Source organism: Paraglaciecola sp. L1A13 (assembly GCF_009796745.1).
Lineage (GTDB): Bacteria > Pseudomonadota > Gammaproteobacteria > Enterobacterales > Alteromonadaceae > Paraglaciecola.
This window is the reverse complement of the sequence record NZ_CP047024.1, coordinates 3,974,792-3,995,448: the sequence shown is the minus strand read 5'-3', so window position 1 is coordinate 3,995,448 and position 20,657 is coordinate 3,974,792. Positions and strand designations below refer to the sequence as shown.

17 protein-coding genes are annotated in these 20,657 nt (G+C 43.9%); 16 read left to right on the top strand and 1 reads right to left on the bottom strand.

Annotation, left to right across the window (positions count from 1 at the left end; genetic code table 11):
- Positions 1-3 precede the first annotated feature (3 nt).
- The 5 genes from GQR89_RS16905 to GQR89_RS16885 all read left to right on the top strand — a co-directional run bounded on the left by GQR89_RS16905 (position 4) and on the right by GQR89_RS16885 (position 8,128).
- The gene (locus GQR89_RS16905; RefSeq protein WP_233269008.1) at positions 4-1,278 is read left to right on the top strand and encodes an NnrS family protein; all 1,275 of its coding nucleotides are present in this window, start codon (positions 4-6) and stop codon (positions 1,276-1,278) included.
- A gap of 54 nt (positions 1,279-1,332) precedes the next feature.
- Positions 1,333-2,523 carry an NO-inducible flavohemoprotein gene (gene hmpA, locus GQR89_RS16900; RefSeq protein ID WP_158771129.1) on the top strand — a complete coding sequence of 397 codons (1,191 nt, stop codon included), beginning with the start codon at positions 1,333-1,335 and terminating at the stop codon, positions 2,521-2,523.
- Between the two features lie 580 nt (positions 2,524-3,103).
- Positions 3,104-5,554: a TonB-dependent receptor gene (locus GQR89_RS16895; protein WP_158771128.1), complete on the top strand. Its 2,451-nt coding sequence runs from the start codon at positions 3,104-3,106 to the stop codon at positions 5,552-5,554.
- A gap of 102 nt (positions 5,555-5,656) precedes the next feature.
- The gene (locus GQR89_RS16890) at positions 5,657-7,243 is read left to right on the top strand and encodes a sulfotransferase (RefSeq protein ID WP_158771127.1); all 1,587 of its coding nucleotides are present in this window, start codon (positions 5,657-5,659) and stop codon (positions 7,241-7,243) included.
- A 198-nt stretch (positions 7,244-7,441) separates the two neighbouring features.
- Complete coding sequence (locus GQR89_RS16885; protein WP_158771126.1) at positions 7,442-8,128, top strand: pseudouridine synthase; 687 nt, start codon at positions 7,442-7,444, stop codon at positions 8,126-8,128.
- A 70-nt stretch (positions 8,129-8,198) separates the two neighbouring features.
- Here GQR89_RS16885 and GQR89_RS16880 read toward each other — a convergent pair whose 3' ends face one another.
- Complete coding sequence (locus tag GQR89_RS16880) at positions 8,199-9,887, bottom strand: outer membrane protein assembly factor (protein WP_158771125.1); 1,689 nt, start codon at positions 9,885-9,887, stop codon at positions 8,199-8,201.
- A gap of 372 nt (positions 9,888-10,259) precedes the next feature.
- Here GQR89_RS16880 and GQR89_RS21595 point away from each other — a divergent pair, with 372 nt between their 5' ends.
- The 11 genes from GQR89_RS21595 (at position 10,260) to GQR89_RS16825 (ending at position 20,591) form a co-directional block, all read left to right on the top strand.
- Positions 10,260-10,427 carry a winged helix-turn-helix domain-containing protein gene (locus GQR89_RS21595; RefSeq protein ID WP_233269007.1) on the top strand — a complete coding sequence of 56 codons (168 nt, stop codon included), beginning with the start codon at positions 10,260-10,262 and terminating at the stop codon, positions 10,425-10,427.
- Positions 10,428-10,972: 545 nt separating this feature from the next.
- Positions 10,973-12,586 carry a methyl-accepting chemotaxis protein gene (locus tag GQR89_RS16870; protein WP_158771124.1) on the top strand — a complete coding sequence of 538 codons (1,614 nt, stop codon included), beginning with the start codon at positions 10,973-10,975 and terminating at the stop codon, positions 12,584-12,586.
- 171 nt (positions 12,587-12,757) lie between these two features.
- Positions 12,758-13,357, top strand: a complete 600-nt coding sequence (locus GQR89_RS16865) for a DUF502 domain-containing protein (protein ID WP_158771123.1) — start codon at positions 12,758-12,760, stop codon at positions 13,355-13,357.
- A gap of 359 nt (positions 13,358-13,716) precedes the next feature.
- Positions 13,717-14,022 carry a YqjD family protein gene (locus GQR89_RS16860; protein WP_158771122.1) on the top strand — a complete coding sequence of 102 codons (306 nt, stop codon included), beginning with the start codon at positions 13,717-13,719 and terminating at the stop codon, positions 14,020-14,022.
- Positions 14,023-14,026: 4 nt separating this feature from the next.
- A complete protein-coding gene (locus GQR89_RS16855) occupies positions 14,027-14,497 on the top strand; it encodes a hypothetical protein (RefSeq protein WP_158771121.1) in 471 nt (156 codons plus the stop codon).
- 27 nt (positions 14,498-14,524) lie between these two features.
- Positions 14,525-14,791 carry a hypothetical protein gene (locus GQR89_RS16850; RefSeq protein WP_158771120.1) on the top strand — a complete coding sequence of 89 codons (267 nt, stop codon included), beginning with the start codon at positions 14,525-14,527 and terminating at the stop codon, positions 14,789-14,791.
- Between the two features lie 466 nt (positions 14,792-15,257).
- Positions 15,258-17,039: a gamma-glutamyltransferase gene (gene ggt / locus GQR89_RS16845; RefSeq protein ID WP_158771119.1), complete on the top strand. Its 1,782-nt coding sequence runs from the start codon at positions 15,258-15,260 to the stop codon at positions 17,037-17,039.
- A gap of 127 nt (positions 17,040-17,166) precedes the next feature.
- On the top strand, positions 17,167-18,051 hold the full coding sequence (locus GQR89_RS16840) for an aldo/keto reductase (protein WP_158771118.1): 885 nt from the start codon (positions 17,167-17,169) through the stop codon (positions 18,049-18,051).
- A gap of 148 nt (positions 18,052-18,199) precedes the next feature.
- Positions 18,200-18,406 carry an alternative ribosome-rescue factor A gene (locus tag GQR89_RS16835; RefSeq protein ID WP_370460956.1) on the top strand — a complete coding sequence of 69 codons (207 nt, stop codon included), beginning with the start codon at positions 18,200-18,202 and terminating at the stop codon, positions 18,404-18,406.
- A gap of 460 nt (positions 18,407-18,866) precedes the next feature.
- Positions 18,867-19,679 carry a transcriptional regulator gene (locus tag GQR89_RS16830; RefSeq protein WP_158771116.1) on the top strand — a complete coding sequence of 271 codons (813 nt, stop codon included), beginning with the start codon at positions 18,867-18,869 and terminating at the stop codon, positions 19,677-19,679.
- Between the two features lie 15 nt (positions 19,680-19,694).
- The gene (locus tag GQR89_RS16825; protein ID WP_158771115.1) at positions 19,695-20,591 is read left to right on the top strand and encodes a fatty acid desaturase family protein; all 897 of its coding nucleotides are present in this window, start codon (positions 19,695-19,697) and stop codon (positions 20,589-20,591) included.
- Positions 20,592-20,657: the final 66 nt, after the last annotated feature.

Sequence of the window (20,657 nt, the reverse complement as noted above, 5' to 3'; positions counted from 1 at the left end):
ATTATGAATATGCCAGTAAATAATCCTATTAATAAACTAGCCAATAACGCCAGTAATGGAACCAGCAAACTTCGATTACCTAATGAGCCTATGGTCAATAATGTAACCGGTGGTTTTGGAACGATTCTATTTTCATTAGCATTTAGGGCATTCTTCTTATTTGGTACTGTATGGGCAGTGTTGGCAATAGGTGTATGGGCATTGTGGTTTAGCGGGAAATGGACCCTTAACTTTACGATGCCGCCCACGTTATGGCATGCCCATGAAATGATATTTGGTTTTGCAGCCTGTATTGCTGCAGGTTTTTTATTGACGGCTGTACAAACTTGGACTGGCTTGCGCAGCATTAATGGCTTAGCTCTTATGGGATTAACGTTGCTTTGGTTTATTGCGCGAGTGAGCTTATTATTAGGCGATACACCAGAAAGCATATTCTTGTTTAGCGTAGCTCAATTTTCGTGGTGGTTTGGCGTTGTTGGTTTTTTTAGCTACTTGATTATTAAATCAAAAAATACTGCCAATCGTGTTTTAATTTTACTCTTGGTGGGTATGTTTAGCTTAAATGCTTTATTCGTGACTATGGTGTTAAAGCAAGAATACGCACTAGCTTCTCATTTTTCCCAAAGCGCAATTGTGTTGTTGTGCGCCCTCATAACGCTTGTTGGCGGAAGGGTCATCCCATTTTTTACCGCCAGAGCACTTACCCAGAAACAATATAAAAACCCATGGTTAGATAACGCTCTATTCTGGTTATCACTTATTACAACAGGGGTATTTGCTGCACAGTTTTTTGCTGACTTTACCCTTGAAACCAGTGGCCTATTAATCATGCTTGGGTGTGGACATTTATGGCGTCTTTGGCGTTGGTATCATCCGGGTATTTGGCAAGTGCCGCTGTTGTGGTCTTTGCATTTAGCTTATTTCGCGATGGCAATAGGCTTATTATTGGTCAGTATAAGCTTACTCACTTCTATGTTAGCCCTTAAAGATGCACTGCATCTCATTAGCATAAGCGCTGTTTCGGGCATGATATTAAGCATGATGTCCAGAGTTTCACTGGGTCATACCGGCCGCGCACTCAAGGTTAGTGTTAGTTTGAGTGGCGCTTTCGCTCTGTTATTACTCGCAGGGATTGTGCGCGCATTTTCTGCTTTCACTCCTCACGTTGTTATTTCTTGGCAGCTAAGTGCAGGATTATGGCTAACGGCGTTTGTATTATTTCTTTGGCACTACCTGCCAGTTCTTATTCGGGCCCGCGTTGATGGTAAACCCGATTAAATTTCTAAGATAAACCCACGATATTTTTTTACTTGACTTAATTAGAGGATTTTTATGTTGTCAGCTCATACTATCGCCACTGTGAAAAGTACCATTCCTTTGTTGGAATCAGCAGGAGTTGCGATCACCGATCATTTTTACCAGCGCATGTTTCGCTTAAACCCTGAGCTTAAAAATATATTCAATATGGCTAATCAAGCCAATGGTCGTCAACAATTTGCGCTTTTTAGTGCGATTACAGCTTATGCTAAAAATATCGATAACTTAGGTGTGCTAAGTGAAGTTGTTGAGCGAGTGGCCCAAAAACACACGAGTTTTTTTATTCAACCTGAACATTACGATATAGTTGGACATCATTTAATAGAAACGCTTCGCGAACTAGCGCCAGATGCATTCACGCCTGAGGTAGAGCAAGCCTGGACGGAAGCATACGGTGCATTGGCTAATATATTTATTAATCGCGAAGGGGACCTTTATAAGCAAACAGAACAAGCTCCTGGAGGCTGGTTAGGCCAACGAAAATTTACTGTGCTTAGTAAAACGCCTGAGTCATCGTTGGTGACCAGTTTTGTATTGTCTCCAGTGGATGGTAAACCTGTTATCGGGTACAAACCGGGTCAGTATTTGGGCATTAAAGTCCAGCCTAAGCACTGTGAATATGCTGAAATGCGTCAATATTCATTATCCGACAAACCCAACTCCAGCACTTATCGTATCAGTGTGAAACGTGAACAGGGTGAAGTAAATGGCTTGGTATCAAACCATTTACATGATTCCGTCGAGGAAGGGGATGTGTTAGACATATTGCCACCGGCTGGCGACTTCTTTTTACAACATCAACATTTACCGACTGTGCTTATCTCAGCTGGAGTGGGTTTGACACCTATGATGTCGATGCTTGAGGCCACGGTAGATAGCCATCCTCAAACACCGATACATTTTTTACATGCGTGCGAAAATCCTGAGCAACATTCATTTACACAACGCGTTGCTGAGCTTGAAAAAATAACACCTGAGCTTAATGCATATACTTGGTATGCAAACCACGCTCCTGAGCAAGATAATGTTTTTAGCGGGTTAATGTCGTTAGCACCCATGGCGCAGCAGTTGCCCTTGGGCAGTGGTAATTTTTATATCTGTGGCCCTACAGGATTTATGTCGTTTATTAAAAATCAATTATTGGATTTAGGCGTTAAGGACGCGCAAATTCATTATGAAGTGTTTGGCCCTCACAGCGATTTATAACAAGCAAAATAGAGCAGCATGATTGTATGCTGCTCACTTTCCTCACCTACCTCACTTTCTATTGATACATTTTCGACCTGCATTCGAGACTCTTGTTCTAAAAGCCTCATCACACCTAATAAAGTATTCCCAATAGGCAGGGGGATTGAGCCTAACCTAGCTGTGTATCTTTTTGTCTGCTTCAGGCAAATTAAGCTCTTAAACGGGTTTACATGTATCACTAGCTGAGCCGTTCAGGGTCGATTATCGAGATGCCAATTTAATTAAGTGAATAGTTATGCATTATTAACCACTTCTATTTGGTGCGTACGGTAGTGATTTCTACTTTTTTTATCGAGCAAGCTCAATTCCAGTAAAGTTTCCTTGAATTTTCTGGCGCAATGCATCATTAAGGTGCGCTTTTAGATTTCACTCATACAAAACCATTATTTATGCATAAAAATATAAATTATGCGCATCGCCGGTTGTATTTTTACCCTGCTTTAGCGCGCAAATGAGATAAAACAGGCATGAAACCTGCTGAGTTAAACCTGAACATACATTTAATACGCAACCGTTAACCATAAAAAGAGACATACGCATGGCGATAGCTAAACGCTTCCTAACTAAACACACATCAATTGCTTTGGCGGTTTCAGCCACTTTTGCTCCTATTCCTTCGGTATGGGCACAAAGTGCAGATATTGGCATTGAGACGATCGAAGTCACAGCGACACGCCGCGCTGGTTCATTGCAGGAAGCGCCCTTGAACATCACCGCCCTTACCTCCGATACCTTAGCAGAACAAAATATCGCCGATTTAGATGATGTGGCGCGCTGGGTACCCGGTTTAACCATTACCGACCAAGGCGGACGCAGTGATTCACCTATTATCGTCAGAGGGTTAAACACTAACTCATCAGGCCCCAGCTCAGACGGTGGTACCGTTTCCACTTACGTTGGTGAGATCCCCTTATTCATCAATATGCGTTTGAATGACATTCAGCGCGTAGAAGTATTAATTGGTCCTCAAGGCACACTTTACGGCGCGGGAACGTTAGGTGGCGCAATTCGCTATTTACCAAAACAAGTCGAGCTTGATACGACTTCTGCTGAAGTATACGGCAATGTTTCCAGCATGAATGAAAGTGACAGTGTCGGTGCAGAAGCAGGTTTTGTATTTAATACCCCCTTAATTGATGATGTACTTGGACTACGGATGTCGCTTAACAAGTTACACGACCCCGGTTTTATTGATTACAACTACCTTGTACGCGAAGGCGGGGTATCGATTGCTGATCCCGATTGGCAAGATCCCAACGATGTCGCAGACAACTTGCGTTCGAAAAAAGACGCCAACGGTGAAGATACTTTATCTGGCCGCGTTGCTCTTCGCTGGACCCCCACCGAAGATATAGATGCCACCTTAACGTATTTCTATCAAAAGCAAGAAGTCGAAGGGCGCTCAATCGTGCATTACGACGCTTTGTCGCCAGATAATGGTTTGGGTGACGTGATTGGCAAATATGAATCAGCCTACCGCTATGTAGAGCCGCGTGAAAAAGAAGACGATTTGCTTAGCTTAGAATTAAGCGTTGATTTAGGGTTTGCAGAGTTGGTATCAGCCACAGGAAAATCAAGTTTTGAGGCGGTCGGTCAACGAGACCAAACAGACTTGCTGATAAGGCTAGCGTATAGCTACGAAGAGTTTCCCGCATTTTCAAGCTACACCCGGGAGCTTGACAATCGAGACGTGTTCACCCAAGAACTGCGCCTAGTATCCAAAGGCGACTCTGACTTAAGTTGGATCGTAGGTGCCTTTTATAACAATATCGATAGTGATGGAGCAAGTTTAGAATTCACTCCTAACTTTGATGAATATGCGATTAACGTCTGGGAAACGGGGGGGAATTTACGTGAAGACGCTCTTGAGTACATCTCAGTTGATGAAACGGAAATCACCGAAAAAGCCCTGTACGGCGAAGTGAGCTATGCGGTGACGGATCAGTTGGATATCACCCTAGGTGCGCGTTTTTACCAGTACGATTTAGAAACCGCGTCTGATGTGGATTTGCCCCTACTTTACACGGCTATCACTGTTGAGGAAGGTGCCGATGATTTCAGGCAAGGAGATGAGATTATCTTGGCCCCACTTGAAAATAAAGCGGACGATAGTGGCAGCTTGTTTAAATTTAATGCCAGTTATCAATTTACAGCTGACGTAATGGGTTATGTCACGTTGAGCGAGGGCTTTAGAATTGGCGGAGCCAATGGCGTTGGGGCGTGCAATCCTGATTCTAGCGGTGATACTCAAGAAGTCTGCGCCTTGCCTAATGAGCAAATTTACGCGCCAGACACCACTACCAACTATGAACTCGGTTTGAAGAGTACCTGGTTAAAGAACAAGTTCCATTTTAATATGGCGCTGTTTAATGTCGACTGGGATGATGCTCAGGTAACCGGCAACACGGAGAACGGTCAACAAACAATCTTAGTTAATGCAGGCAAAGCCAATTCGAAAGGGGTCGAGATGATGTCCCGAGCCATTTTTACTGATGAGTTAAGCGCGTATGCGACCTATGCGTTTACGAAGGCTGAATTGACCGAAGATGTACCTGAGTTATTTGATGACTCAGACGCCCTAGATGGCGACCGCTTGCCAGGCTCACCCGAACATCAGTTCTCCCTTGGTCTTAAATACTCTACTGAGGTCATGGGCGATAAACTACTTGATGTGACTTACGGTATTACTGCGCAAAGCGATGTTTATTCTAAAATTGGCCTGCACGAATCAGGTGAAGTGATTTCGGGTTATGCATTGAGTAACGTGAGCGCATCGTTATCTGATGAAGATTGGACTGTCACCCTATATGTAGATAACCTCTTCGACAAATACGCTTTTAGTTCTTCACGAAACGACTTAGGCGATATTGGTTTGGCAGTGGCCCCTGATACCAACTCAAACCGTGGTGATCTGTTGCGTTACTATGGCCATTACTTAGAAAGACCGCGTACCATTGGGTTAAAATTCAATTATCAATTTGGTATGTAAGCGATAATCGACTATTCAGGGCACCTAAGGTGCCCTTTTTTATTGATATTATTATTCAGCTAGCGTCAATATAGTCAAATGTTGAGGCAAATTAAGAGACCTATGCAAGAAATTAAGCAGTTACATCAACAGGCTATCACTGCGCTTAATAAACGTGATTTTGCGCAAGCGCACAGCTTGAGTGTACAAATTATTAAGCACGATCCATCGCACAGCGACGCCTACTTTTTGTTAGCTATGGTCAATATCGAAGTGGGACAAATTGCAAAATCGATAAAGTTGCTAGAAAAAGCATTATCTCTTTCTACTCATGTTGAGTACTGGGTTTATCTTGCCAAATGCTACTCCCTCAGAGGGGAAGCACAGCGGGTGCTCCATGCCGTAGAACAGGCCCCTCTGTTGCAAGTGAATAGTCCATTAGCACTCGATACCTTTGGTGTTGCCCTAAGTCGCGTGGGGCTGCATGAAAAAGCATTGCAGTATTTTGCTAAAGCCTTACTTGTGGACAAAGACAATGCACAGTTTTGTTATAACTTTGCTGTTTCCAGTAAATTTGCTGGCCAGTTTGCTATCGCTAGAGTCTATTTTGAGCGGGCAATCACCTTAGCCCCTGATTATCATCAAGCACATTTCGCCCTTTCGGATCTTGGTGGTGTATCAGCACAGGCCAACCATGTAGCACGATTACAGGCAACGGCTAAACGCACCAAGCACGTTGATGCATCACTGCATATCGCTCACGCGCTAGCCAAAGAATACGAGGCATTTGGGCAATATCATCGTGCTTTTGAGAGCTTACAGGCGGCAAAACGCGACAAACTCAACAGTTTGACATACACATTCCATGACGACGAAATGCTTTTCAACAGTGTGCAACAAACCCAGTTAAGCGCGCCGAGCAGCAAAGAAATGGCAGCAGGGCAAGGGCATGCTAGCGACCAGCCTATATTCGTGTTGGGTATGCCACGTTCTGGGACAACACTCGTCGAGCGAATTTTGAGTAACCACAGTGACGTGTTATCCGCAGGTGAACTGCAGGATTTCGGTGTTGCAGTGAAAGAGCTATCAGGGACGTCGTCTCCTAACGTGCTAGACGTTGCAACGTTGCAAAAGGCAATGTTGTTACCTCCTGTGCAAATAGCCGAGCGTTATCTTGAGCGAACACTAGCCGTGGTAGGGAATACACCACGCTTCGTCGATAAATTGCCCTTTAACTTTTTTTATATCGGCTTAATACGAAGAGCATTCCCGAATGCTAAGATCGTCTGCTTGTTGCGTAACCCTATGGATACTTGCATAGGCAATTATCGCCAGCTTTTTTCACTTAACAGTCCATATTATGCTTATGCCTACGATTTAGAGAATATAGGGAAATTTTATGCACGTTTTCATCAGTTAGTGCATGAGTGGCAGGCCAGAGACACTAACAACTTTACGTTGTTGAATTACGAGCAGCTCGTTAGCGAACCACAGAAAAACATAGAGCAATTACTTCATTTTTGTAACCTACCTTGGCAGTCCCAATGCCTGCATGTGGAGCAAAATCAAGCGCCAGTTTCTACTGCCAGTAAAGTGCAAGTGCGAGAGGCCATCAATCGAAAATCTATTGGTAATTGGCGTAAATATCAGCCCTATACAGAGGTCTTACAGGCTTTGTTTAAACGGGAGCAGATAAATATTGAGACCTAAAGTAACAAGGTGCCCTACGTCCAGACCTTCTACTTGGCTGTTCAGCTAAACATTGATCATACCTAATTAATTTGCATTCGTTGACTGTGGTTTGGTATTGCCTATCTGTGTGGCATAATCAGCGCCGCAAAAATAGTCCTCACTTTTGATAATATTGTCAGCGTTATTTACCCTATCCCCTCAACTATTGGAATATATATGCCTGCTGTTAAACGTCTCGACCAACTACTGAGTAATTTAGGTTATTGCAGTCGCAGAGAAGCGCGTTATTTGCTCAAAGACAAACGCGTTCGTGTGGCAGGGGAGATTGCCAAGAGCCCATCGCAAAAAGTTGACCCTGCAAACGTGCTGGTGGACGCAGAGCCATTGGATATGCCTGAAGGTATTTTGGTTATGCTGAACAAACCTTTAGGGTATGTGTGCAGTCACGATAACAACGAAGGTATGCGTATTTATGACTTATTGCCACCTCGCTGGGAGGCTCGCAACCCTAAAATCGTCAGTGTTGGGCGTTTAGACAAAGACACCTCAGGGCTGATATTAATCACAGACGATACCAAATTAGTACATAAGCTTACGTCACCCAAACATCACGTTAATAAACTATACGTTGTCCACGTGGATAGACCATTGCAGCAAAGTATTGTTGATGAGTTTGCCAAAGGCGTAATTTTAGGGGATGGTGAAGAGCAATGTTTACCCGCTAAAATTGAAATAGTCGAAGAAAACGTGGCTAATGTGACGCTAAATGAAGGTAAATACCATCAAGTTAGAAGAATGTTCGCAGCCTGTGGTTATCACGTTGATGCGCTACACCGAGCGCAGTTTGGCGAATACAGTTTAGGTGATTTAGCTGAAGGCGAGTGGCGAGATCTAACGCTCTAAGTTAAATACGCTTTGCCTATGGGAATGTCGGCCAAATTTAATGAAGATAAATAGCGCGACGTGATGAACGTTAAAAGCTATTTTTAACCTGTAGGCGCCATTCCCAACTATCGACGAATTCAGAGTTAACTAAAGGCTTCGCGATATCGATGTGAATGACATTGCGATGGCTTGAGCGACTGGCGTAGATACGTGCGCCGATACCGACACTTGATAGTATCGAGTCGGAGTCATTCAGCCTCGCTTCGTCCCCGCCCCAAGCGCGGCCTACATCGGCAAAGGCAACCATACCCACGTCGAATAATTTATAGATGTTGTATTTTGGATAGACGCGTACTTCTGCATTGAGTAAAGCACTATGCTCACCGTGTTGATATTGCAACGGATAACCACGTGCTCCCGTGTCGCCACCTATTACCACAGGTTGATCGAGAAATTGCTGAGCAGATGTCACCAGACTTTGCTTACTATACAATGACCAAGTGTCGTCGAGTCGATAGAAATGCTCGGCGCTAACAGCGATCTTCAATTGATTCTGTTCATCGCCATCAAATACACTTTGTCCTTGGGCGGATAACAGCAGCAAATAATCTTGCCACTGATACCCCTTATCACTGCTAAAGTCCAAATGAAACAAGCGAGAATCCGTTTGTTGAGTGTTCATATCGATCCCAAAACGCACACTATGATGCCAACCTAAGTTCACATCCTCGTTTTGCCCAATGAGATATACATTCGACATCACTTTGAATTCGGCTTGGCGGTACTCGAGCCCCAGCCAAGGGTAAAGATAGTCTCGGTCGACCGGTAAGAAGAGTGAGTCCTGTGGGGTTTGTTCAAACTCAGGTAAGGTAAAACGAGTACGATCCTTGGTGATACCAGCCGTTAAGCGCAGCACGTTTCCGTATTTATCAGCCTGAAGGTTGTTATCAAGTAGCCAACCGTAAGTAAATTGTTGAAAATCGTGATCCAGCGCAAACCGGTTGCGGGTCCCACCATTTTGGTACAGACGTTCGGTTCGTTGATCCGTTTCATAATGTATATTGAACATATTCTTGGTTGAGCTTTGATAAAACGGATCATCGAGAATTAACTGCACCAATTGACCATCGTCATTGTCCATAAAACGGGTAGAGATAGTCGCGTGAGACAGATAAGGAACAGGGGATCTAAAATCAACTTGATAGCCTGAACGCTGATCATCTTCTTTGTAGCGTACAGTGGTGCGTATTCCTGTGCCTAAAACGTTGTCTTCCTCAAAGCCTAGGGCTAATTTGTTTTCTCCCCCCTTGCGCCCAAAACTAAAGGTCGGTAGCAAAGACCAGTTATCCCAGGTGGTCACATCGACCTGAGTATTGCCACCGCAGTCCCGCTCAGCCGTTACACTCGCATCTCTGAGGTAGCTTTCACTGCGCAATATACGTTCTGCTTCGGCGAGTTCGTATGCAGTGATCTCTTCCCCTGATTTAAAAGGTAATAGGCGTTTGACCACACTTTCTTGGGTGTCATAGTGCATCCAGTTGGCAAACCTGTGTATTGCCACCGTGTCATCTGCGCTTTCATCAAAGATTGGCTGAGTATTAATGTTGATGGTTCGTGCAATGAGTTTGGGCTCAATCTTTGGTTCTAGTACATTTGACTCGCTGTCTGTTGCAAAAAGTGCAAGGCACCCAGCTTGTGTCAATGTAGCGGCATGTGATGTGCTACAAGGTGAAAGAGCAATAAAGCCAGCAAGAGATAGACAAGCACTTTTATTCACGATTTGGTACACCTAATAACAGCAGCCATGGTGGGGCAATATCCTATTGTCATATTTCGGGTCTCACTTTGTTAACACCAGCATGCGCGTTGATTATTAAGGTTTACTTAATCTGTTCTTTTCATTTTCACATGATGCAGCGAGCGTATTCGTAGGGGGTATCCCTCGAGATGAAATGAGATGCTAAGCGCGGGAATGTTTTCGTCACGCAATGTTATCGTGCTGGTCGACATACATAATTTATTGAACCATCAACCCTGTGCGTAATTTATCATTTTAATACGTAATCCAATCGCTAGGCTTAGGGGGCATTCGCATAGAAACATAAAAAAAATCAAAATTGATAGCTATAACCAAAAAATACTGGCGGTTTTGCATTTACAAGCCAATTTAACCAATATCGAATTAGCGGAAAAAGTGAGTCTATCCACGAGTGCGTATTTTCAACGGGTTAAAGCGTTAAAGGAAGCAGGCTATTTTAGAGGGTCCCATGCTGCCGTCGTTTTAGAGCAGCTGTGTGAAGATGTATTTTACTTTTGATAACAACAGTACTGCGATGCGGCGCAAATTTGCTGACGTTATTAAAGATATGCCGTATATCATGGATTGCATGTAGCTCAGCGGCGCTGTGGATTATATATAGCTTAGTTGTTTTCCCGATATCAAAGCCTTGAACGAAGCATGTACGGCTTTAAGCGACAATTCCAAGTTATCTATTAAACACATTAAAACACGCATAGTGCTAGACAGGGCAAAATGGTTTTTAGGCTATCCCTTAACCCAACTTAAGTGGATTGATGACACAAATCACGATTAACGAACTACTATCATTATAAAATATGGTTAAACCAAGAATCAAAATAGTATTTATCGCTCGGGACAAGACTACCCAATGCCGCAGAAAACGGGTCATTATATTTAGCTTAAACAACTTTATTCATAAAATATTGGAATGGGGCGATATATAATTATCAAGTGCGTGGATTGTGTTAAAGAATACTGTGTATCAGAAACGAATTTAACCCTTTTTACCGATAAATCGGAATAACCTTTCGTTAATTCAATAGGATAAGATGCTGTTTACTATGAGAAAACTAAGTTCAAAAATATTCAGTGTAGTGATGGCATTTGTTATCGTCCTTGGTTTGATTGCGGCAGTAACAATCAATAATCTCAGCTCTCATATGACGCAATATAGTGAGTTGTTAGAGCGGGACGTCAAAGCAACATTACTTATCGACACCATGAACTTAAATTTTAAGCGCCAAGTTCAGGAATGGAAAAACGTTTTGCTGCGAGGTAAAGATAGCGCTAAGCGAGAAAAGTATTGGAATAGCTTTTTGGCTCGCCACAATGAAATTGAGGATTATCTTCTGCAGTTTGAAAGCATCGACGTGAGCGATGACGTTAGTCAGCAGCTCGCTCTTTTCTCTGCTCAGCATAGCGCCTTACTCCAACAATATAAAAAAGGATACGAGATATTTATTCAGTCTGGTTTTGACCCTTACGCTGGCGATAACGCCGTAACGGGTATTGACCGCGCGCCCACCAAATTGCTCGAATCTCTAAGCGCACAAATAAACCAACACGTTATCGCACAGAACCAGTATCAAAATGAACAAGTCGCTAGCTCGCTGTGGTGGGGCAGTATCAGTTTGGTATTCACGCTCTTGATAGGCGTGGCGATTTTGCTTTGGGCCATTAAAGCCATGGTCACCACACCACTGCGTCAGCTTAGCCGTCATATTTATTACGTCAGTCTAGGCCGTCTCGAGAAGCCTTTGTCTTTTGAGCGCAAAGATGAAATAGGTAAAATGGCGCAATCAATTGAGACTTTACGCAGCGATTTACTTGAAATTTACTCAGGACTGGACTCAACCCAACAAGATTTAGACCGAGTTTGTTCAAGTTTGGTCGACAGTGCAGGGGCTATCAGCCAAGGCGTTACCGAGCAAAATAATGGCACCGTAAGCGTTCAAAATGCAGTGCAGCAATTGTCGCGGGTGGCGCAAAGTATTGCGGATTCTGTGCAAAACGCCGCGGACTCTGCCGCCCAAGCCAGCCAATCTGCCGTTACGAGTATTAACGTGATGCAAGAAACCATTGAAACCATATCAAGTTCGTCTCAGCAAATAGAAGACACCGCCAAAGTTATTGCTGATTTGAATGAAGATGCTCGTAAAATTGGCTCCGTACTGGATGTTATTCAAGGCATAGCCCAACAAACTAATTTACTCGCATTGAATGCAGCTATCGAAGCCGCGCGAGCAGGCGAGCATGGCAGAGGATTTGCTGTGGTAGCAGATGAAGTACGTAACTTGGCGGCAAAGACCCAGCAGTCAACTGAAGAAATCCAGCAAATGATTGCTAATGTGCAAAAGGGCACAACCGATGCGGTGAACGCCATAAGCCAAGGCCAAGAACAAACTAAATCTAGTGTGGACAAGGTACTAGAGGCTGATGGCAACTTAAAAGCAGTGACCAGTGCGATAGAAGAAATTTCCCAGGTGAATCAGCAAATAGTAGATGCAGTTTGTGAGCAAACCAATGTGACAGAACAAATATTGAGTCACTTAAATTCGCTCAGTCAGGTTGCGAAATTAAATGGCAAACATGCACAGTCCTGTGATGAAGATAATTTAACCTTGTTGGATGTGAAAGATCGCATGGCAACCATTATTCAAAAATTTGTGCAGTAATCAGGGGATTTACAAGCAGCTCAATTCGCGAGTTGAATAAAGATTATAAATCTGCCATGCGGGAACTGCTAACTTGCTTGTAAAACGTGATAAAATTCCTTCAAATCAATGAAATATTGCAGATTCATTGCGTCGAATGACTGCTTCTGTGACCTCCGCTGAGATAGAACAATGCTTAAAAAAATAATGCTGCTGGTGGTTCAAGGACTGCTTGCGGTAATCCCTATTACCTTGACCCTGTACGCACTGTATTGGCTTGTTACCACCGTTGAAATGGCGCTTACTCCTATAATTCCTGCCCAATGGTACTTCCCAGGTATGGGATTAGTGACGGGGATCGTATTATTATTTTTTGCCGGACTGTTGGTCAATGCCTACGTAATTAAGGTTTTATTGCACTGGGGTGAACTCATATTCGAGCGTATTCCATTGGTTAAAACATTTTATGGTGCAATTCAAGACGCGGTGAATTTAATCAACGTTGGAAAGCAGCAAAAAATGCAAAGTGTGGTGTCGGTTCAAATCAGCGACAGTATTCATCTTATTGGTTTTGTTACCAACCAAGATGGTGGTAAAAGCTTGTTTAAGGACGCTGAAAAAATTGGGGTGTATATTCCCCTGAGTTACCAGATCGGGGGCTACACCCTATATATCGACCGCAGCAAAGTCACTTCACTGGATATTGATGTTGAAACGGCCATGCGGGTTGCCTTAACTGGCGGCGCACAATCTAAGAGCGAATTTCAACATCGAAAGAGCAAAACCAAGTGATTGTTACAGCCTTTGGTTGGGCAATTCACTGAATTAGTGTGAGTGTCTTTAAAAGCATGCAGATTGGTGTGCTTTTAAATCCAAATGAGGGCGTTTCTTGTTGTTCGTAATAATTGCATAGCCAGTGCAATTAATTCCCACTCCCCCTTTCCTACCCTCTGTCTACCGTTGCATGTAATGGCCCTACAAGCCTTGTTATTCTTAATCTTTTTAATTAAATATCACACTGGCACAACCATTGCTTTTATCTTTGTAACAACCCAGCAAGATAAGTTTTTTAGCTGAGTTAGAAAATTTTTAGGCTAACTATGTGTGACTCAATCATTTGATGATCACCGTAACATCGTAAGGGGATTACTATGGAAAATGCAAAAACAGCGTCATCGAATACTACTGCGAAACAAGACTCACCTATTTCTAAGCGGGCTCAAGAAGCTTTGCATGAATCAGTAGATGCAGTAGCTGATAAAGCCTCAAAAGCAGAACGCTCAGTGCGTGAGACCGCCCATCGTTCGGCTGAATCTCTAGGGGAAACTCAAGACAAGATTGTTAAGCAATGGAATGGCTCAGAAGTACGCCGTTTCGCCGCTGAAAATCCTGTCGCGACCGTGGGAATAGCGTTTACTGCCGGTATGCTGTTGTCTTCTTTACTTCGTAGACGTTAATACAGTGAATACGCCAAACCCAGATCAGGCAAGAGACGCAAGCAGTGATGCCGAAGCGGTCGATCTTATAAAGGAAATGATGGGGGCCGCAACGGATGCAGGCCAGCGTTATCAGCGCCAGTTCTCGCTGGCCAAAACATTAATGGGGCGTGAATGGAAATTGTCCGCTCGCGCTCTGTTGCTTGTAATGACAGGTGTGCTGTTGTTAACCGCCGTTGGAGCAACCTTATGGTTGACGCTCAACGCAATGCTGGCACTAGGTTTAGTCCAGTTAGGTTTGCACTGGGCATGGGTCGGAAGCAGTATTTTATTGCTTAATGGTTTGGTGTTATGGGGGTTAATTGCCACTATACGTGCACTATTAAGGCATATCAGCTTTAGTCGCGCATGGGAGGCGCTTACGTTATCTACCGATGTAAGTCTTACAACAAAACCTGACCATACTAAAGAGACAACGAGTGCTAGCCAGCACTAAGCCTGTTTATTTGATAGGGGTGTGCCCGTGTTAAATCGTATAACGATGAGCCGACTCTTGCTCGGTCGACGTCTAACTGACGTGGAAAATATTGAGCGAAAAGCGTACGAAAATCAGCAAATAATTTTAGCGCGCAAAGAGCAGATTGCCAGTGCTGGTCGAGAATTATGTCGATTGCCTATGGCACCCGTAGCTGGATTCGCCGCAGGCGGACTGACAGGAATGCTTAGCGATAGCAAACCTTCCACCGTTCCGCTAATTATGCGTATTGTCAGCCTAGCTAAGCTAATTTAGCTATCCAAATTTAAAGTATAACGCTGTCAGAATACGCGTCTGAGTAGCGTTATAACGATTTTTAGGAGTCACCCAACTCACCCCAGGCAATATTCCTCTGCCGCTTTTTGGTGACTCCTTTTTTATTTGTGTAAACAACCCGGCCTTCACACTTTTTTATGCACTGCTTAGCGCCGTTTAGGCCAGCTAACCGAGTATGGTTAAACCATCACAGTAAAATTATTCCAATCTAACGCTTTTTAGATACGTAATACATAAAAATAGACAGATTCTTTGGGTAAACCTAACTCATTAGCCTACTCATAATTCAACGCGTGTTGCCATCTAAGTAATGCAGCTTATGGTCCAGTGAAATGGCCAGCGATAAAGCGTGAGACATGCAGAAGGACAGGCTTACACTTTTTGCTTTTTCATTTTTGACTGTCTTTGATAATGTGACGCGATTGACCATTACTAGGAATAATAAATGAAACATAAAACATACTTCCTGAAAGGGTCACTTTTAGCCCTATCGGTAGTCGCACCTCTTTTGTCGTTGCAAAGTTACGGGGCATCTTTACCACCCGTTGAAGCTGAAAATGGCATGGTGGTTTCTTCACAGCGCTTTGCATCCCAAGCCGGTATCGAAATTATGAAATTGGGCGGTAACGCCGTCGATGCTGCAGTAGCGGTAGGTTACGCACAAGCGGTTGTTAATCCTTGTTGCGGTAACATCGGTGGTGGTGGGTTTATGACCTTACATTTGGCTAATGGCAACGATCACTTCATTGATTTTCGCGAAATGGCACCTGCCGCAGCTAGTGCCGCAATGTACCAAGATCAAGATGGAAATCTTATTCCCAAAGCCAGTACCATGGGGTGGGGAGCTATCGGTGTGCCAGGCACTGTGAAAGGGCTGGAGTTAGCCTTAACGCGTTTTGGATCGGGCACCCTGACGCGAGCACAGATTATGGCACCAGCCATAAAGCTTGCCGACCAAGGGTTTATATTAACCCGTGGCGATACGGATGTTATTGATACCAGCTTAGGGAAAATGCGCGGTGACGAGCAAGCAAAAAATATCTTTTTACGCGCTGATGGTAGCCCGCTGCAACCGGGAGACAGGCTTACTCAAAAAGCACTAGCCGTGACTTTACAATCTATTGCTAAAAATGGACCTGATGCTTTTTATAAGGGGGATTTACCCAAAACTATCGAAAAAGCCTCACGAGCCAATGGTGGTTATTTAACGGCAACGGATTTTGCAAACTATACAGCAAAAGAACGCACGCCCATAAAATGTTCCTATCGGGGTTACGACTTTATTTCTGCTCCACCGCCAAGCTCTGGTGGCACGACTATGTGCCAAATTCTCAATATATTGGAAGGCTATGACATGAGCTCGATGGGCTATGGCTCGTCTGATGCAATACATTACACCGTTGAAGCCATGCGCCACGCGTTTGTTGATCGCAATAGTTTACTAGGCGACCCTGACTTTGTTGAGGTGCCCGTTGAAAAGTTACTTAGCAAAGAATACGCAGCTAAAATTCGTCAGCAAATAGACCCGATTAACGCCACACCATCAAGTGAATTGGCGGCAGGGGTTTCCCCTCACGAAAAACCGCAAACCACTCATTATTCCGTTATCGATAAAAACGGTAATGCCGTTTCAACCACTTACACCATTAACGGTCGTTTTGGAGGAGGCGTTATGGCCCCTGGCGCGGGATTTTGGTTAAACGACGAAATGGATGACTTCACATCTAAAATTGGTAGTAAAAATATGTTTGGCCTAGTGCAAGGCAAGAACAATGCTATTGCCCCGGGTAAACGTCCTCTTTCCTCTATGTCACCGACCATAGTGACTAAGAATGACCAACCTTTTTTAGTCCTTGGCTCACCAGGGGGCTCACTGATTATTACTATTACCCTCAACACGGTAATGAACATCATCGACTACGGCATGAACTTACAAGAAGCAGTTAATGCACCGCGTATCCATCAACAGTGGCTACCCGATATTGTAATGTACGAAAAAAGAGGGATATCACCCGACACCCTGAAAATTCTCAAATCACGTGGTTACACGATGTTAGAAAGAGGCACATGGGGCGCCGCTGAAGCCATTATGGTAGGGCTACCAGATATGAAAAAAGAAGAAAAGTCTAACGTTAGTGACGCGGGGGTATCAGGTAAAGTTCGCGCCGGACTTTATTATGGTGCTAATGATGCTAGGCGTCCACAGGGTGCGGCAGTAGGGTACTAAAGCGTTGTTTTTCGTCGCGCTTATTACTAAGCCAGCACTGTTCATACGGGCTCAATTGTTTTATATGCTTTAACTTGAATGTGCATGTCACGGCCTCATATCTAATGTTAGAAAAGGAGAATAATTCATGCAGCACGAAATCGTATTAAAAGATGGCACTCGCTTTCCCGCACTAGGTTTTGGTACTTGTGCCATAGGTGGGTGGCAACAAGATGACGACTATGTCGTCGACACTATACTCAAAGCCATTAAAGCAGGGTATCGCCACATCGATACAGCCTCGCTCTATGGCAACGAGCGTAGTGTGGGTAAAGCCATTAAAGCATCGGGTATACCAAGAGAAGCGTTCTTTGTCGTTAGTAAAGTATGGGATACCGAGCAAGGCTATGACGAAACCCTGAAAGCCTTTGATGCTAGCCTGAAACGCTTAGACATGGATTATATTGACTTGTATTTAGTCCATTGGCCAAATCCAGCTAAAACCCAAGCTACATGGCAAGCGTTAGAACACCTTAATGGGCAGGGTAAGGTACGCCACTTAGGCTTGTCTAATTTTAGACAATCAGACATAGAACAATTGTTGTCTTTTGCGAAAGTGAAACCGGTTTACAACCAATTGGAGCTGCATCCGTATTTAACGCAGAAAGCGTTATGTGAGGTGTGTGATAAACATGATATTTATGTCTCCTGCTGGTCGCCACTTGGCTCAGGTACGTGGAGTGGTGTTCCCACCAGTGAAAAACCAATAGCAGATCCGGTGATCCTAAACATAGCTGAAAAATATGGGGTCAGTGCAGGGCAAGTGATTTTAAAGTGGGATATACAGCAAGGGCGTATCGCTATTCCTAAAGCTGAAAGTGAGAAAAATATCAAAGCTAATCTTGAACTTGACTCGTTTGAACTCAGTGCTAAAGAGATAAGTGTAATCGATCAGCTTAACCGCAATCACAGATACGGAGGCGATCCAGATACAGCCTACGACGGCAATATGAAAATGAAAGTGCCTGACTAAGACTGTTATACCCGACAGATAAAATCGCGCATTTATGCCAACGCCAAAACAACCCTCTTGGTTGCAATATCGTTATTATGAATGCGCGAGATAGTGGTATAATGGATCACCCTATCTAGGGCATTAAATACCTAACCTTAAAGGAAAAATGATGAGTAAGCAGAAAAGTACACTAGCGAAAGCGCAAGTGGGTGAGACAGATTTAGGGCGAGGAAAAATTAAAGATAATTTTTTAGCCGCAATAGTGACGTCAAAGCTTTATAAGATGCAGGTAGTGAAAGCCAAAAAAGGCAAAGGTTCTTACCAGCGCAATGCAAAAAATATAAGACAAGAGTCTTATTTAATAGCGGCTTGAGTAATACCTAGCCCCTATTACATAACACTCTTACCAAATGCTAACTCGACACTTATTGCTGGCAAATAGTGCTGCAAAGGGCCGCCTTAACAAATTACCGGATTGTTGAAACTGCCGTCTTCGTTAGCGGATAACGCAAGATAGCCGCAAGCCCTTGAGATCCACAACAAGGGCTCGCTCATATGGGCTTTTCTGTTAATGTTTTCCATACCTGTATTGAGACTGCTTTGGCTGCAATGTCATACGTACCCAGCTATTTTCTCACCTATTTTCAGATCTTCAAGCTCAACCGCGATACTTGACGAGTGAATTTTTGCTCTATTTTGCTAAGGACTAATGCGCAGCGTTTCCCGTTCAAGGCCAGCTAACTTGCTTCGGTTATTTAACTCTATTACATTTATTTGCGTAAAATGTAATTTGTGGTAATAATAAATGCAGGCACTATTATCGAGCAAGCCCAATGCTTAAACGACACCAAATAACCCCCAAGACCATTATTCTTGATGTGCTGCGATTAACCCGCAGTGGCTATTGCCAAGCGGCTAAGTTAATCGCTGTAGGGGAGTTGTTCGACTTTAAGGCGAGCACGATGCGAGTGGCCTTAACACGTCTTTTGACCGCGGGGAAAATAGAAGCAGACGGTAGCAGTGGATATCGCATGGGCTCTAATACCGATTTGCTTAGTGACTACATTGAGCAATGGAAATTAGGGGATTTACGGCGTAAAGAATGGCAAAAAGACGATTGGCTAATGGTTCTTTTACCTAGTAATCCTGATCGCGCAACCCGCTCTTCAAGCCAAAGTACCTTGCAGTTCTTCGGTTTTCGCAAGGCGCAAAATAAAGTATGGATACGCCCGAATAATTTACTGCCTGCTTTGAGTGAATTACGTGCCTTGTATCAGTTGGTTGGCCTTGAGCCAGAAGCGTTAGTTTTTAAGGCCTCGGATATTCCAGGTCCCGAACAATTCATATGGGAAAGCACTTTATGGAATACCCAAGAACTTCAAACCCTGTACGAGCAACAGCTAAGCCAATTGACTACAAGCAAAGCCCGCCTTGATAAATTAAAGGTGAAAGACGCCCTGCGTGAGAGTTTTATGATAGGTGGCGAGACGATAAGTTTATTGGTTAAAGATCCCTTGCTACCGGATGAAATGTTTTGTACCCCCAAGCGTGAACAGTTGCGCCATGCCATGTGCGACTACGATGTTTGCGGGCAGAAAATTTGGGCTCAGTTTATGGGCGAGTCTGCCGTGATCAACGTTTCGTAATACTAGGATAAGTCGATGAAAGCACATGACGTATTTACCAGGCCAGAAATTGTACAACTGATGACCAGAAGTAACCTGCGCGCCTCACTATTGGTTCTGAGCTGTTGGGCGTGGGTTATCGCGGCTATGGCGCTTGTGGCAGTTTGGCCCAACTTTTTTACGCTAGCCATCGCGCTATTAATTATTGCCGGGCGACAACTGAGTTTTGCTATTTTAATGCACGATTGTGGTCACAATAGTCTGTTTAAATCAAGTATGCTCAATCAATTTGTCGGCACGTGGCTGGTGTCTGCGCCGGTATTCACAGATATGCGAACCTACTCACGGCAGCACACTATTCATCACAAAGATGTTGGCTCGGCGGATGATCCTGATTTGGCTAATTATGCCGCTTATCCGATCACTAAGGCGTCATTGCTGCGCAAATTTTTGCGCGATGTTTGTGGCTTAACGGCACTGAAATTCTGGTTTTATATTGTTAAAACACGTCTTGGGTCGCAAAATAGCATGGTTTCGAATCAGGCATTATTCAGAGGAATAGTCGTTAATCTGGTTATATTTTTATGCTGTTATGCATTAAATATGGCGTGGTTATACCTAGTATGGTTCGCTGCCTACAATACGATTTATTTTCTGTTTTTACGCATCCGGCATATTGGTGAACACGCCGCTGTACCTAATTCTAATAGTCCGAACATGTTCGAAAATACCCGCACCACCTTATCGAGTTGGTGGGAGCGATTATTAGTCAGTCCGGTATATGTAAACTACCATATTGAACATCATTTATTGCCCTCAGTGCCGCCCTATAATTTACCATTGATGCACCGTTGGCTGGTGGCCAAAAAGGCGTATGCCAATACACCCTTACCATCAGGTTATATTTCGATGCTGCGCAGCGTACTGCATTAGCCTTGAGCATTAACGAACAGTTCCACTCAAGCTAAACGGGCAGAAATGCATAGCACGTGACGCCTG